Source organism: Pseudomonas sp. MEJ108, assembly GCF_030208985.1.
GTDB lineage: Bacteria > Pseudomonadota > Gammaproteobacteria > Pseudomonadales > Pseudomonadaceae > Aquipseudomonas > Aquipseudomonas fragariae.
Genome location: NZ_JARVSW010000006.1, coordinates 30688 through 45281, shown reverse-complemented (window position 1 = coordinate 45281; position 14594 = coordinate 30688). Strand labels below are relative to the sequence as shown.

The 14594-nt window shown below is 63.0% G+C and carries 12 protein-coding genes; 11 read left to right on the top strand and 1 reads right to left on the bottom strand.

The window, feature by feature from the left end:
- Positions 1-87 precede the first annotated feature (87 nt).
- The 11 genes from QRN50_RS03500 to QRN50_RS03450 all read left to right on the top strand — a co-directional run bounded on the left by QRN50_RS03500 (position 88) and on the right by QRN50_RS03450 (position 13122).
- Complete coding sequence (locus QRN50_RS03500) at positions 88-756, top strand: haloacid dehalogenase type II (RefSeq protein WP_003401723.1); 669 nt, start codon at positions 88-90, stop codon at positions 754-756.
- Positions 757-822: 66 nt separating this feature from the next.
- On the top strand, positions 823-2097 hold the full coding sequence (locus QRN50_RS03495) for an NAD(P)/FAD-dependent oxidoreductase (protein ID WP_003401721.1): 1275 nt from the start codon (positions 823-825) through the stop codon (positions 2095-2097).
- A gap of 93 nt (positions 2098-2190) precedes the next feature.
- On the top strand, positions 2191-3828 hold the full coding sequence (locus QRN50_RS03490) for an ABC transporter substrate-binding protein (protein WP_003401719.1): 1638 nt from the start codon (positions 2191-2193) through the stop codon (positions 3826-3828).
- A 31-nt stretch (positions 3829-3859) separates the two neighbouring features.
- The gene (locus tag QRN50_RS03485; protein WP_003401718.1) at positions 3860-4816 is read left to right on the top strand and encodes an ABC transporter permease; all 957 of its coding nucleotides are present in this window, start codon (positions 3860-3862) and stop codon (positions 4814-4816) included.
- Positions 4813-5691: an ABC transporter permease gene (locus QRN50_RS03480; RefSeq protein WP_011266231.1), complete on the top strand. Its 879-nt coding sequence runs from the start codon at positions 4813-4815 to the stop codon at positions 5689-5691. The genes QRN50_RS03485 and QRN50_RS03480 overlap by 4 nt, the downstream gene beginning before the upstream one ends.
- Position 5692: 1 nt before the next feature.
- Positions 5693-7534: an ABC transporter ATP-binding protein gene (locus QRN50_RS03475; protein ID WP_096126898.1), complete on the top strand. Its 1842-nt coding sequence runs from the start codon at positions 5693-5695 to the stop codon at positions 7532-7534.
- Positions 7531-7842 carry a (2Fe-2S)-binding protein gene (locus QRN50_RS03470; RefSeq protein ID WP_003318115.1) on the top strand — a complete coding sequence of 104 codons (312 nt, stop codon included), beginning with the start codon at positions 7531-7533 and terminating at the stop codon, positions 7840-7842. The genes QRN50_RS03475 and QRN50_RS03470 overlap by 4 nt, the downstream gene beginning before the upstream one ends.
- Positions 7821-9230, top strand: coding sequence for an FAD/NAD(P)-dependent oxidoreductase (locus QRN50_RS03465; RefSeq protein WP_096126899.1), 1410 nt, complete (start codon positions 7821-7823; stop codon positions 9228-9230). Before QRN50_RS03470 ends, QRN50_RS03465 begins: the two co-directional genes overlap by 22 nt.
- Positions 9227-10396, top strand: coding sequence for an NAD(P)/FAD-dependent oxidoreductase (locus tag QRN50_RS03460; RefSeq protein ID WP_096126900.1), 1170 nt, complete (start codon positions 9227-9229; stop codon positions 10394-10396). The genes QRN50_RS03465 and QRN50_RS03460 overlap by 4 nt, the downstream gene beginning before the upstream one ends.
- On the top strand, positions 10393-11550 hold the full coding sequence (gene argE, locus QRN50_RS03455) for an acetylornithine deacetylase (protein ID WP_046270524.1): 1158 nt from the start codon (positions 10393-10395) through the stop codon (positions 11548-11550). Before QRN50_RS03460 ends, argE begins: the two co-directional genes overlap by 4 nt.
- A 114-nt stretch (positions 11551-11664) precedes the next feature.
- A complete protein-coding gene (locus QRN50_RS03450; RefSeq protein WP_058822454.1) occupies positions 11665-13122 on the top strand; it encodes an NAD-dependent succinate-semialdehyde dehydrogenase in 1458 nt (485 codons plus the stop codon).
- 365 nt (positions 13123-13487) lie between these two features.
- Here the strand turns inward: QRN50_RS03450 and QRN50_RS03445 are convergent, their stop codons facing one another.
- The gene (locus QRN50_RS03445) at positions 13488-14417 is read right to left on the bottom strand and encodes a 2-hydroxyacid dehydrogenase (RefSeq protein ID WP_096126901.1); all 930 of its coding nucleotides are present in this window, start codon (positions 14415-14417) and stop codon (positions 13488-13490) included.
- Positions 14418-14594: the final 177 nt, after the last annotated feature.

Below are 14594 nucleotides of genomic sequence, written 5' to 3'. Positions count from 1 at the left end.
GTGCTGCAGCGTGCATCACCGCCCCTGAACATCAGGCCGGACTGCTCGTCATGCCATGACCTCAACGAACTTTCAGGACCGCACACAATGAGCTTTCTTCGACCAAAATTCATTACGTTCGACTGCTACGGCACGTTGACCAATTTCCACATGGGCACCATGACGCGCGAGCTGTTTGCCGACCGCGTTGCGGCTGAACAGATGGATCAGTTCGTCAAGGATTTTTCGGCGTATCGTCTGGATCAGGTCATGGGTGACTGGATGCCATACGACGAAATCCTCAAGGTTGCACTGGCGCGCACCTGCAAGCGCTGGAACGTTGAATACCGCGAAGAAGGCCAACTGTATTACGACGCTGTGCCGACCTGGGGCCCACACGCCGATGTGCCCGCCGGCCTGTCGAAAATCGCCGACAAGATCCCGCTGGTGATTTTCTCCAACGCCAGCGACAGTCAGATCATGTCCAACGTCGAAAAGCTCGGCGCGCCATTCCACAAGGTGTTCACCGCTGAACAGGCCCAAGCCTACAAACCGCGTCTGGCTGCTTTCGAATTCATGCTCGACAACCTGGGTTGCGGCCCGGAAGACATCTTGCATGTGTCTTCAAGCTTCCGTTACGACCTGTTCTCGGCGCATGACATGAAGATCAGGAACAAGGCATTCGTGGCGCGTGGTCATGAGCAGCCGGCCAACAGCAGCTTCGAATACCACCAGATTCCCGATATCGGCGGACTGGCCGGGCTGGTCGGCCTGTAAACCAGGCAACCCGCGTGACACCGGCATTTTTCAAGGTGCTCTTCGATGAGTGACAAGGGGAACGAGATGCGCAGTGAGTCTTACTGGCTCGATACGGCTCCAGGCTTTACCGGCGCACAGGACGGCGCAGTGGAGGGGCAGGCTGACGTGGTAGTGGTCGGTGGCGGTTTCACCGGCCTTGCGGCGGCGCGTGCATTGGCCTTGAAAGGTGCCAGCGTGGTGGTTCTGGAAGCGGGCCGGGTGATCGGCGAAGCGTCGGGCCGCAATGGCGGACAGTGCAATACCGGCGTGGCCCAGGACTATGCGTCGTTGAGCGCAACCCTGGGTGCCGATCAGGCACGCGAGTATTACAAGGCTTACGAAAGTGCGGTGCAGAGCGTCGTGAGCGTGATCGACGAGGAACACATCGCCTGCGACGTCAAGCGTAACGGCAAGCTCAAGCTGGCGGCCAAGCCAGGACATTACGAAGGACTGGCGCGCACCTGCGAGCTGATCCGCCGTGAAGTCGATGCTGACGTCGAGCTGCTGTCCGCTCAGGACCTGCGCGCTGAAATCGATTCGAACGAGTTTCACGGTGGCCTGCTGCAGCGCAACGGCATACAGATGCATGTCGGACGCTTCGGTGTGGGTCTCGCCGACGCAGCAGTGCGTCATGGCGCAAGGGTGTATCAGAACGCGACGGTAAAGGACTGGAAAGCCAACCGTGGCGGCTTTGTGGTCAACACCTCGAAAGGCTCGATCCAGGCCGGACAGCTGCTGTTGGCGACCGGTGCCTGCCAGCATGGCGGGCTGGGCTGGTATCGCCGGCGCATCGTGCCGGTCGGCAGCTTCGTCATCGTCACTGAAGTGTTGCCGCAGGCGCTGATCGACCAACTGTTCCCCCACCAGCGCGCTTACGTGACCAGCCGTTTGATCGGCAACTATTTCCGCCTCACGCCGGACAACCGCCTGCTGTTCGGCGGGCGCGCGCGCTTCGCCATGTCCAACAGCAGCTCCGACGCCAAGAGCGGCAAGGTGTTGCAGGCGGCCATGGTGCAGATGTTTCCGCAACTGGCACACGTCAAGGTCGACTACTGCTGGGGCGGGCTGGTGGACATGACCTCCGACCGTCTGCCACGTGCAGGCGAACACAACGGGGTCTTCTACTCGATGGGTTACAGCGGCCACGGTGTACAGATGTCGGTGCACATGGGGCGGATGATGGCCGAAGTCATGGAAGGCAAGGCACAGGCCAATCCCTGGAAGGACCTGAGCTGGCCAGCCATTCCCGGCCATTTCGGCAAGCCATGGTTTCTGCCGCTGGTAGGCGCGTATTACCGCTATCAGGACAGCCGCCACTGAGTGTTTGTCTGACCGTCGTCGTGTGTGCTTGAAGGACGCTCCGGCCAACCGTGAGCAATTCGGAATTTCCCCTTTTCGACAGGTAGAACTGATATGACTGACAAAAAAAACGACTCCACGTTGATCACAGGTGAAGACAGCCTGCGGGTTTTCGAAGGACTCAATCGCGGTCTGTCACGTCGCGATGCGCTACGCATGCTGGGCGTTGCAGGTGTGGTCGCGGCCGGCTCCACCAGCCTGTTCGGCGCGGCCGGCAAGGTGTTTGCCGATGACGCGGATGCCCCTGTCAAAGGCAAGCCGGGCGGCCGTATCCGGGTCGCCGGCATGTCCAGTTCTACCGCCGATACGCTGGATCCGGCCAAGGGCGCGCTGTCTACCGATTACGTGCGTCACTTCATGTTCTACAACGGCCTGACCCGTTTCGACAGCCATCTGGTCCCGCACATGGAGCTGGCCGAGAAGATCGAAAGCGACAACGCCACGGTCTGGACCGTGACCCTGCGCCAGGGCGTGACCTTCCACAACGGCAAGGCGCTGACCGCTGGCGACGTGGTGTTCTCCCTGTCGCGCCACAAGGACCCGGCCACCGGCTCGAAAGTCCTGCCATTGATGGCGCAGTTTTCCGAGATCAAAGCCACCGGCCCGCTGGAAGTGCAGATCACCCTCAGCTCGCCAAACGCCGAGCTGCCGTCGATCCTCGCGGTTTCGCACCTGCTGATCGTGCCCGAAGGCACCACCGATTTCAGCAAAGGCATCGGTACCGGGCCGTTCACCGTCAAGGAATTCAACCCTGGCGTGCGCTCGGTCAGTGCGCGCAACCCCAACTACTGGAAACCGGGCCTGCCGTACCTGGACGAAATCGAATTCATCGCCATCGCCGACGAACCCTCGCGGGTCAACGCGCTGCTCTCCGGCGACGTACACATGATCAACGAGGTCAACCCGCGCTCCACCACGCGTATTGCCGCCAGCGCCAAACACCGCGTGGTCGATGCACCGTCCGGCAACTACACCGACCTGATCATTCGTCAGGACCAGATGCCCGGCAAGAGCCCGGAATTCACCGAGGCCATGAAGTACCTGCTGGACCGTGAACAGGTCAAATCGGCGGTGTTCCGTGGCTACGCCCGCGTCGGTAACGACCATCCGATCTCGCCAGGCTCGCGCTACTTCAACGCTGACCTGCCACAGCGCGCCTACGACCCGGAAAAAGCCAAATTCCTGCTCAAGAAAGCCGGCATGGAAAAGATCACCATGGCCGTGGCGGCATCGCCTGCCGCGACCGGTTCGGTGGACATCGCCGTGCTGCTGCAACAGTCCGCCAAACAGGCCGGTCTGACCCTCAACGTCAATCGTCTGCCAAGCGACGGCTACTGGTCCAACCACTGGATGAAGCACCCGCTGAGCTTCGGCAACATCAACCCGCGCCCGAACGCCGACGTGATCTTCTCGCAGTTCTTCCAGTCCACAGCGCCGTGGAATGAATCCGGCTGGAAAAACGACCAGTTCGACCAACTGCTGTTGCTGGCCCGTGGCGAAACCGACGATGCCAAGCGCGGCAAAATGTATGGCGACATGCAAGCTCTGGTCAGCCAGAACTGCGGCATCGGCATCCCCGTGTTCATCAGCAACATCGACGGTGTGGACAAGCGTATCCAGGGCTATTCCAGCAACCCGCTGGGCGGCTTCATGGGTTACATGTTCAGCGAGCAGGTGTGGCTGGACGCGTAAATGAAACCCTGAACCGAGCAGGAGGACGCAGATGAATAGCAACACACTCTGGTTGATCGTGCAGCGCTTCGGCGCAGCGATCGTGACGTTGTTGATCGTTTCCATCGTGGTCTTCGCCATAACCGCGGTGTTGCCTGGAGACGCCGCACAACAGGCCCTTGGGCAATTCGCGACGCCTGAACAGGTCGCGGCATTGCGTACCCAACTGGGCCTCGATCAGCCAGGTGTGGTGCGTTATCTGCATTGGTTGACCAACCTGCTCGGCGGCAACCTCGGCGAATCGGTCTCCAACGCGATGCCGGTCTCGGAGCTGATTGCCGGACGTTTCCCGAAAACCCTGATGCTGTCGGCCACCACCGCGCTGGTATCGGTGCCGGTAGCGCTGGCACTGGGGATTGGCGCAGCGATGTACCGCGGCAGTCGCCTGGATAGCGCGCTGAATTTCATCACCCTGTCACTGGTCGCCGTGCCCGAGTTTCTGGTGGCGACGCTGGCGGTGCTGATTTTCGCCGTCAATCTGGGTTGGTTGTCGGCGCTGTCCTATGGTGCCGATGTCAGCTCGCCGTGGCAGTTCATGCGTACTTACGCGTTGCCAGTGATGACCCTGTGCTGCGTGATCGTGGCGCAGATGGCGCGCATGACCCGCGCTGCGGTCATCGACCAGCTGGACAGCCCGTATGTGGAAATGGCGCGCCTCAAGGGCGTCAGCCCGGTGCGTATCGTATTGCGCCATGCCTTGCCGAACGCCATCGGGCCGATCGTCAACGCCGTGGCACTGAGCCTGTCGTACCTGCTCGGCGGCGTCGTCATCGTCGAGACCATCTTCAACTATCCCGGCATCGCCAGCCTGATGGTCGATGCCGTGACCAACCGTGACATGGCCCTGGTGCAGGGCTGCACGATGCTGTTCTGCTCCGCTTACCTTGGGTTGGTGCTGATGGCCGACCTGTGTGCAATTCTTTCCAATCCGAGGCTGAGAACCCAATGACTCAATTCATTGCGAAATCGACGCCCGCAGCGCCGCAACCGGTGCTTCGCAAAAAAGCGTCCCTTCCGACCTCATGGCTTGGCCTGCTGGGCGCTACGGTGTGCTTCATCTGGCTGATGGTCGCCCTGTTCGGCCCCTGGCTGGCACCGCATCCGGTGGGCGAAGTGGTCTCCGACAACATGTTCGAAAACATGAGCGCAGCCTATCCCTTCGGTACGGACTACCTGGGCCGCGACATGCTCAGCCGCGTGCTGGTCGGCGCGCGCTTCACCGTCGGCCTGGCATTGATTTCTGCCGTGCTGGCCAGCGGCATCGGCACCCTGTGTGCGCTGCTGTCGGTGGTCGCGCCAAAATGGCTGGACGAAATCATCAGCCGCCTGATGGACGCGTTCATCTCGATCCCCAGCAAAATGCTGGCGCTGATCATGGTCTCGGCGTTCGGCTCGTCCGAGGTGCTGCTGATCTGCACGGCGGTGCTCAGCTACACCCCAGGCGCGTTTCGCATCGCGCGCAGTCTGGCGGTGAACATCGAGGCGCTGGAGTACGTGCAGGTAGCGCGCACACGCGGCGAGGGTCGTATCTACATTGCCTGCCGGGAAATCCTGCCGAACATGCTCAACCCGGTCATGACCGACCTGGGCCTGCGTTTCGGCTTCATCGTCCTGCTGCTCAGCGGCATGAGCTTTCTGGGGCTCGGTGTACAACCGCCTGACGCCGACCTTGGCTCGCTGGTCCGCGAGAACATCGGCGGGCTCAGCCAGGGCGCGCCGGCCATCGTGATCCCGGCCCTGGCCATCGGCACCCTGACCATCGGCGTGAACCTGCTCATCGACCGGCTGGCCTCGCGGCGCGGTCGTCGTTCGGGAGGGCATTGAGATGAGCCAGTTGATTCGTGTGCAAGACCTGCGCGTGGTTGCCGATGGCGACCACGGCGAGCTGGAGATCGTCAAAGGTGTCAGCTTTGCGCTGGAAAAAGGTGAAGTGCTGGCACTGATCGGCGAATCGGGCTCCGGCAAGACCACCATCGCGCTGGCCCTGCTCGGTTACGCCCGACGCGGTTGCAAGCTGGCCGGCGGGGTGGTTCAAGTGGGCGCGCACGACATGCTCAGCCTGCCCGAAAGCCAATTGCAGGGCCTGCGTGGCAACCGCGTGTCCTACATTGCGCAAAGCGCCGCAGCCGCCTTCAACCCGGCGAAAAAGCTGATCGATCAGGTGATCGAAGGCGCACTGATTCATGGTCTCGGCAGCCGTGCGGGACTGGAAGCCAAGGCCGTCGAGCTGTTCCGCGACCTGGCCCTGCCCAATCCGGAAAGCATCGGCCGGCGTTACCCGCATCAGGTCTCGGGCGGCCAGTTGCAGCGCGTCATGGCGGCCATGGCGCTGATCAGTGATCCGTTGCTGGTGATCCTCGATGAGCCGACCACCGCACTGGACGTCACCACGCAGATCGACGTGCTGCGCGCGTTCAAGCGGGTGGTGCGCGACCGGGGTGCCACCGCGGTCTATGTCTCCCACGACCTTGCGGTGGTGGCGCAGATGGCCGATCAGATCGTGGTACTCAACGGCGGGCGGATCATCGAACAAAGCAGCACCGCCGCGCTGCTCAAGGGGCCAGTGGACGCCTACAGCCGCAGCCTGCTGGCGGCGGCGCGTCCGGATAAAGTGCTGAGCCCGGCCAGCGAGGTGGTCAAGGACAGCACGCTGCTGACCATCAAGGGCCTGACGGCGGGTTACGGCAAAAAGAACCTGCAGGGCATGCCGATGATTCGCGTGCTGGAAGACATCGACCTGACCATCCGCCGCGGTCAGGCCATTGGCGTGATCGGCGAGTCGGGTTCGGGCAAATCAACGCTGGCCCGTGTGGTCGCCGGTCTGCTGGACCCGGCGCATGGCAGCCTGACCTTCGACGGTGCCGACTTGTCCGGCACCCTGGCGGGTCGTACCGAAGAACAGTTCCGGCGCATTCAGATGGTGTTCCAGAACGCCGACACTGCGCTCAACCCGATGCACAGCATCAGCGCAATTCTGGCGCGCCCGCTGAAGATGTATTTCGGTCTGAAAGGCAAGGCCCTGCGCGAGCGCATCGATGAGCTGATGGACCTGGTGCGCCTGCCCCGCGAGCTGGCCGAGCGGCGCCCCAACGAACTTTCGGGCGGGCAGAAACAGCGCGTCAACCTGGCCCGCGCACTGGCGGCCAAGCCAGACCTGATCCTCTGCGATGAAGTGACCTCGGCGCTGGATACCGTGGTCGGCGCCTGCATCCTCGAACTGCTCGGCGAACTGCGCCGCAAGCTCGGGGTTTCCTACCTGTTCATCAGCCACGACATCTCCACCGTGCGCGCGCTGTGCGACGACATCGTGGTGATGTACAGCGGCCACAAGGTCGAAGAGGGCAGCCGCGAAGCCTTCAGCCGTGTGCCGTTCCACCCTTACACCGATCTACTGGTGCATTCGGTGCCGGAACTGCGTCAGGGCTGGCTGGAAACCTGCGGTGTGACCAGCGGCAACCTGCCGCCCATCAGCGCACCGGCCAACAATCCGGAGCTGTGCACCTTCCTCAATCGCTGCCCGGCCCGCATCGAAGGCCTGTGCAACAAGACCGCGCCGGGCCGTCGCGTGATCGCAGGGGGCAGCGAGATCCTTTGCCACCGCGACAGCGACGAGCTGCAGGCCGTGCAAGAAAACCTGAATCCTGAGACCGTGGGAGCTTACGCATGAATGGCCGCTTTGTGAGGCTGGGCGAGCGCGATCGCCCGGTCGTAAGCCTGATGGTCGATGGCGCGCCCATCGAGGCATTGCAGGGCGATACCCTGATGGTGGCGTTGCTGACCCGCAAGGCGACATTACGCCAGTCCGAGTTCGACCCGGGACGCCGTGCAGGTTTTTGCCTGATGGGCGCCTGTCAGGATTGCTGGGTCTGGACCCGCAGCGGCGAGCGGCTGCGCGCCTGCTCCAACGAAGTCCGCGACGGACTCGACATCGTCACCACCCAACCGGAGGCGAAATGGCCACTTCTTCACGGTTAGACGTTCGCAACCCTGGCAGCCCCAGAGTGGTCATCATCGGCGCCGGCCCGGCAGGCACCCGCTGCGCCGAAACCTTGCTGGCCGCGGGCATCAAACCGATCCTGATCGACGAAAACCGGCGTGACGGCGGGCAGATCTATCGCCGCCAGCCAGAGGGCTTCAAGCGCGATTATTCGGCGCTGTATGGCACCGAAGCGGCCAAGGCGCGTGACCTGCATGAAAGCTTCGATCGCCTGCGCACGCAGATCGATTACCGCCCCGACACCCTGGCCTGGAACCTGACCCGAGGCGAGCTGTGCTGTGCCAGTCAGGGCGTGCACACCGTCATCGAATACGACGCACTGATCCTGTGTGCCGGGGCCACCGACCGCCTGATGCCGATCAAGGGCTGGCAGCTGGCAGGCACCTACAGCCTGGGCGGCTCGCAGATTGCGCTCAAGTCGCAATCGGTCTCGATTGGCAGTCGCGTGGTGTTCATGGGCAGCGGTCCGCTGCTGTACCTGGTCGCCAGCCAGTACGTCAAAGCCGGTGCCGATGTCGCTGCAGTGCTCGATACCTCACCGTTCGGCAAACGCGTCAGCGCGATGCCCAAATTGCTGGCGCGCCCCGGTCTGCTGTTCAACGGCATGAAACTGCTGGGCCAACTGTACAGCGCCGGGGTGCCGGTGCACCTGGGCGTGCAGCCCGAGGAAATCATCGGCAGCGAACAGGACGGCGTCACCGGCGTGCGTGTGAAGCTGGCCAATGGCAACGCGCTGAGCGTCGATTGCGATGCCCTGGCGCTGGGTTATCACCTGCGTCCGGAAACCCAACTGGCTGATCTGGCCGGCTGCCAGTTACGCTTCGACGAAGCGTCCGGGCAATGGGTGCTGGCAGTCGATGAAGAGGGGCGTACTTCGGTCAAGGGTTTTTACGCCGCAGGTGACGGCGCGAAGATTCGTGGCGCCGATGCCGCGGAACAGGCCGGGCGACTGGTGGCGATGGCGCTGCTGGAAGACCTCGGCCGACCTGTGGATAACTCGCGCCAGGCAGAGGTGCGCAAGAGCCTGGTGGCGATGGATCGCTTTCGGGTCGGGCTGGCCGAGGCGTTTCCGTGGCCTGCGGCCCAGGCGGCGGTCTTGCCCGATGACGCCATTGTCTGCCGCTGCGAGATGATCAGCGCCGGTGAACTGCGCGGCGTCGTACGAGAAAAGGGCGCCTGCGAAGTCAACCGCGCCAAGGCCTTCAGTCGCGTCGGCATGGGCCGCTGCCAGGGCCGTTACTGCTCGCAGGCCGGGGCCGAGGTGATCGCTGCCGAAGCCGGTGTGCCGGTCGAACAGGTTGGTCGTCAGCGCGGTCAGGCACCGGTCAAACCGTTGTCGATGCTGATCGACGAGGTGGCATCATGAAGCAGCCAAAAGTGGACGTACTAATTGTCGGCGGCGGCTTCATGGGCTCGGCATCAGCGTTCTTTCTGCGCCAGCGCGGCAAGTCAGTGACGCTGCTGGAGCGCGACGTGATCGGCCAGTACGCCAGCGGCGTGAACTTCGGCAACGTGCGCCGTCAGGGTCGGCATCTCGGTCAGCTGGAACTCGCCAACCGCTCCAGAGCCCTTTGGCAGCGGCTGCCGGAGCTGATCGGTGAAGACCTGGAGTTCCTGCCCAGCGGCCACATGCGCGTCTGCTATCGCGAGGACGAAATCGCCGAACTGGAAGCCTATGCAGCGGCCCCGGAAGCCCGTGAGCTGGACCTGAAAATCTATAGCGGGAAAGCGCTGCACGAGCGCTTTCCGTTTCTCGGGCCGGACGTGAAGGGCGGCTCTTACGCGCCACACGATGGCCACGCCAACCCGCGCCTGGCAGCACCGGCTTTCGCCCGCGCAGCGATTCGGGCCGGGGCGCGGATCGAAGAGCGTACCGAAGTGGCTCATGTGGAAAAGGTCGGTAACGAATTCGAAGTCACCACCACTGACGGGCGCATTTTCAGCGCTGATCAGTTGCTGATTACCGCTGGCGCCTGGGGACAGAAACTCTCCACGCAGTTTGGCGAATCCGTGCCGCTGGACACCCATGGTCCGCAGATGGCCGTCACCGAGCCGGTGCCGTATGCACTGCCGACAGTCATCGGCGTGTTCACCAAAATCCCTCACGAAGTGATCTACTTCCGGCAGATCGCCCGCGGCAACATCGTCATCGGCGGTGGTTTTCGCAGCAAGCCGGACATGATCAACCGCCGCGCCTACGTCGAACCGCGCAGCATCATCAACCAGGTGCAGCAGATGCGTCGCCTGTTGCCCGGCGTCGGCAACCTGAACATCATCCGCGTGTGGAGCGGCATCGAAGGCTACACGCTGGACTCGCTGCCAGTGATGGGCCGCAGCGGCAAGGTCGACGGCCTGTTCTATGCGTTCGGCTTCTGCGGCCATGGCTTCCAGCTCGGTCCGGGCGTGGGCGACGTGATGGCCGAACTGATCAGCACCGGCACGACCAGCACCTCGATCAGCCCGTTCGACATTCGCCGGTTTGATGTCAGCCTTGTGGACAACCTCACTGAACAGACGAGTAAAGCCTCATGAGCCCCCGCGCACTGGAAATCCTCAAGCGCCTGATCGCCTTCGACACCGTGTCGTCGGAGCCGAACATGGCGCTGATCGAATACGTCCGCGAACTGCTGGCCAGCAAAGGCATCGAGTCGCTGATCGTCAAGGACGAGACCGGCAAGAAGGCCAACCTGTTCGCCAGCACCGGCCCGCGTGAAGTGCCGGGCGTGCTGCTGTCCGGCCACACCGACGTGGTTCCTGCGGCCGGTCAGGCGTGGACGATGCCACCGTTTCAGGCAACCCTGCGTGACGGGCGCATCTACGGCCGTGGCACCTGCGACATGAAGGGCTTTATCGCCCTGGCTATCGACGCGATGCTCGATGCTGCGGACATGCCCCTGATGCGACCGCTGCAACTGGCGCTGTCCCACGACGAAGAGATCGGCTGCGTCGGCGTGCGGCGGCTGCTCGATGTCCTGCATCTGGCACCGGTACGTCCGTTCCTGTGCGTGGTCGGCGAGCCGACCCTGATGCAGTTCGCCGTCGGTCACAAGGGCAAGGCGTCCTATCGCACCTTCTGTCGAGGTCAGGAGGCGCATTCCTCGCTGGCCCCAAGAGCGGTCAACGCGATTCACCTGGCCAGCGACTTCATCGCCGAACTGCGCAAGAGCCAGAAGCAGATCGAACAGCAAGGCGCGCGTGACGAGGGTTACGACATCCCTTACAGCACCGTACACATCGGCCGTATCGATGGCGGCAAGGCGCTGAACATAGTGCCCAACCTGTGCACCCTGGAATTCGAATACCGCAACCTGCCGGGCGACAATCCCGATGCGTTGCTGGAGCAGTTACGCGAGCGTGCCGAGGTGCTGGTACGTGAAGCGCGACAGCTGTCGGGTGTGGCAGACATCGAGATCGAGGTCATGAACGAATACCCGGCGCTGGAGACCCATCCAAGCGTTGAGGCGGTGCGCCTGCTGCATGCGTTTGCCGAACCGGGCACACAGCACATCAAGGTCTCGTATGGCACCGAGGGTGGTCTGTTCGCCGGGCGCCTCAACGTGCCGGTGGTGGTCTGCGGGCCAGGCTCCATCGAGCAGGCACACAAGCCGGACGAGTTTATCGACGAGAGCCAGATGGACGCAGGCGAGCGCTTTTTGCAGAGCCTGCTGGGCTCGCTGAAGCAGTAGAGGCTGCCGTCCGCAGGCAAATTTCAGCATCGGACGCTGCCGTTATCGCGCTTTCAGCATCCTGGACTGTGGCGTCTGCCTAGACTGGCAATCATCCCGGAACAGGACTCGATCATGCTCAAGAATCAGTTGAAAGACCCCAGCCTGCTGGTAGACCGCGCCTACGTCGACGGGCAATGGATCAGCGCTGACGATGGTGCCACCCTGACCATCAGCAACCCGGCCACCGGCGAGGCGCTGGCGCAGGTGCCGGCCCTGCAGGGCGTCGAAACACGGCGTGCCATCGAGGCGGCTGATCGCGCCTGGCCCGCGTGGCGTGCACGTCCCGCGGCCGAACGCGCGGCGCTGCTGGAGCGCTGGCATCAGGCGATGCTCGACAACGTCGAAGACCTGGCGCTGATCATGACCTTTGAGCAGGGCAAGCCGCTGAACGAGTCGCGCGGCGAGATCCGCTACGGTGCCAGCTTCGTCAAATGGTTCGCCGAGGAGGCGCGCCGCTCGTACGGTGAAACCATTCCCGCGCCCAGCGCAGACCGTCGCTTGATGACCCTCAAGCAACCGGTGGGCGTCTGCGCCGCGATCACACCGTGGAATTTCCCCAACGCCATGATCACCCGCAAGTGTGCGCCGGCCCTGGCTGCCGGGTGCCCGATCATCGTCAAACCATCGGACCTCACGCCCTTGTCAGCCCTGGCGCTGGCGGTGCTGGCCGAGCGCGTGGGTATTCCTGCCGGGGTGTTCAACGTCATCACCGGCATGCCCACCGGCATCGGTGAAGAGCTGACCGGCAACCCGGTGGTGCGCAAGATTTCCTTCACCGGTTCGACACCGGTCGGCCGTCTGCTGATGCGCCAGAGCGCCGAACACATCAAACGTCTGAGCCTGGAACTGGGCGGCAACGCGCCCTTCATCGTGTTTGACGACGCGGATCTGGAACAGGCGGTGACGGGCATCATGCTCAGCAAATTCCGCAACGCCGGGCAGACCTGCGTGTGCGCCAACCGGATTCTGGTGCAAAACGGCATCTACGACCGCTTTGCTGCGCGGCTGGTGGAAGAGGTGGCCAAGCTCAAGGTCGGCAACGGTCTGGAAGAGGGCGTGACCATCGGCCCGCTGATCAATCCGGCGGCGGTCAGCAAAGTCGCCCGGCATATCGACGATGCGCTGAGCCAGGGGGCGAAACTGCTGCACGGCGGTTCTCCCGACGGCACCAGCCAGTTCGTCCAGCCCACGGTATTGGGCGACACCCACGCGGGCATGCTGCTGGCCAACGAAGAAACCTTCGGCCCGGTCGCGCCGCTGATGCGCTTCACAGATGAAGCCGAAGCGCTGGCACTGGCCAACGCCACGCCCTATGGCCTTGGCGCGTATTACTTCACCCAGGACCTGCGCCGCTCATGGCGTTTCGGCGAAGCGCTGGAGTTCGGCATGGTCGGCCTCAACACCGGCATCATCTCCATGGAAGTCGCCCCCTTCGGCGGCGTCAAGCAGTCCGGCCTGGGCCGCGAAGGCTCCAGCTACGGACTGGATGAATACCTGGAAGTGAAGGCGTTTCATGTGGGTGGGTTGTAGAGACGGAGAAAACAGCGAGTCCCCTTCGCGAACAAGCGAAGCGTCGCCCGGTTCGCTCCTACGGCCTCCGGCCAGAATCAAAAGCAGACCGTATTCGCCTTGGCTTCTGCCCGAAGGGCGTAGGAGCGAACTTGTTCGCGAAGACTGACGTTCACACAACCTGGCTTCCGGACATAAAACGCCCGTTTTCGAGGATCAAAGCGCGAAGCGCGCACCATGCCGTTGAGGTCGATTGCCAGGCGTGGCAGTTGAGGCAGCTTTCGCGAACAAGCGAAGCGTCGCCCGGTTCGCTCCTACGGCCTCCGGCCAGAATCAAAAGCAGACTTGTGTATGACGCGGGGTGCGAGCGTGGGGGCGATCGTCAGTTAATAACCCTGGCCGCGATCCACCTGTCCTTGCATCGCTTCACCACGTTCAAAGCGGCGAATGTTATCGAGCAGGCCAGGAAATGCGCTTTCCGGCTGGGTCATGGCCGCCACATGCGGGGTCAGCAGGATCTTCGGGTGTGTCCAGAACGGATGGTCGGCTGCTGCCGGTTCCTGCTGCAGCACATCCAGCACTGCAGCGCTGAGCTGGCCGCTGTCCAGCGATTCGATCAGCTCCGCTTCCACCAGATGCCCGCCACGGCCCATATTGATCAGCGCGGCGCCCTTGGGCAATTGCTCGAAAAGCCGGCGATTGAGGATGCCTTCGGTCTGGCCGGTCAGCGGCAGCACACACAGCAAAATGTCGCACTGCCTTAGAAATGCGTCCAGTTGCTCTTCCCCGGCATAGCACTGCACAGCGTCGATTCGATGCTCGCTGCGCGCCCAGCCCGACAGCTCGAAACCGAACGGTTTGAGGCTCGACAGAATATGCTGCGCCTGCAACCCCAGCCCCATCACGCCGACTCGCCGTTGGTTCGCCGGTATCAGCGGGTGGGCTTTCCAGACGCCTTCAACTTGCTGCTGCCGATAACGCAGCATTTCCCGGTGCAGGCTCAGCACGGCAAAGGTTGCGTACTCACACATCGCGTGACTGATGCCGGGGTCCAGCAGACGCACCACCGGCAGCGATTTTGGAATACGGCTCAGGTCCAACTGGTCCACACCCGCCGACAGGGCGAACAGCACTTTGAGGTTGGGCAGCAGTTCCTGCAGATCATCGGGCGCCAGCCAGGCGCCCAGATAGTGGATGTCGGCCGGGTCGCCGATGTCCGGCCATACCCGCCACTCGATGTCCGGCGCGTGCTCGGCAAACAGGACGCGCCAGCGTTCGGCACGTGCGGGATCGGCTTTGTAGAGCAGGGCGGGCATGGGCGTTTCCTGAGCATGAAAGGGGAGCCCCATCATGCCGCAAATGCAAAGCATGATCTGTCGAAACGCCTGCTTCCTGGCCGCTCCAATGTCCGAAAAGCGCGGCTGTCCGGCAGATTGCATGGTGATGTGCGGGCATGAAGGAATCTGCCGTTTGCAAGGCGAAAAACAGTCGAT

What these genes read in the sequence shown, in the direction of transcription:
- QRN50_RS03450 (WP_058822454.1), top strand. Translation starts at nt 11,665, where the DNA reads ATGCTCAAGAATCAGTTGAAAGACCCCAGCCTGCTGGTAGACCGCGCC.
- QRN50_RS03465 (WP_096126899.1), top strand. Translation starts at nt 7,821, where the DNA reads ATGGCCACTTCTTCACGGTTAGACGTTCGCAACCCTGGCAGCCCCAGA.
- QRN50_RS03495 (WP_003401721.1), top strand. Translation starts at nt 823, where the DNA reads ATGCGCAGTGAGTCTTACTGGCTCGATACGGCTCCAGGCTTTACCGGC.
- QRN50_RS03500 (WP_003401723.1), top strand. Translation starts at nt 88, where the DNA reads ATGAGCTTTCTTCGACCAAAATTCATTACGTTCGACTGCTACGGCACG.
- QRN50_RS03460 (WP_096126900.1), top strand. Translation starts at nt 9,227, where the DNA reads ATGAAGCAGCCAAAAGTGGACGTACTAATTGTCGGCGGCGGCTTCATG.
- QRN50_RS03470 (WP_003318115.1), top strand. Translation starts at nt 7,531, where the DNA reads ATGAATGGCCGCTTTGTGAGGCTGGGCGAGCGCGATCGCCCGGTCGTA.
- QRN50_RS03490 (WP_003401719.1), top strand. Translation starts at nt 2,191, where the DNA reads ATGACTGACAAAAAAAACGACTCCACGTTGATCACAGGTGAAGACAGC.
- QRN50_RS03485 (WP_003401718.1), top strand. Translation starts at nt 3,860, where the DNA reads ATGAATAGCAACACACTCTGGTTGATCGTGCAGCGCTTCGGCGCAGCG.
- argE (WP_046270524.1), top strand. Translation starts at nt 10,393, where the DNA reads ATGAGCCCCCGCGCACTGGAAATCCTCAAGCGCCTGATCGCCTTCGAC.
- QRN50_RS03480 (WP_011266231.1), top strand. Translation starts at nt 4,813, where the DNA reads ATGACTCAATTCATTGCGAAATCGACGCCCGCAGCGCCGCAACCGGTG.
- QRN50_RS03475 (WP_096126898.1), top strand. Translation starts at nt 5,693, where the DNA reads ATGAGCCAGTTGATTCGTGTGCAAGACCTGCGCGTGGTTGCCGATGGC.
- QRN50_RS03445 (WP_096126901.1), bottom strand. Translation starts at nt 14,417, where the DNA reads ATGCCCGCCCTGCTCTACAAAGCCGATCCCGCACGTGCCGAACGCTGG.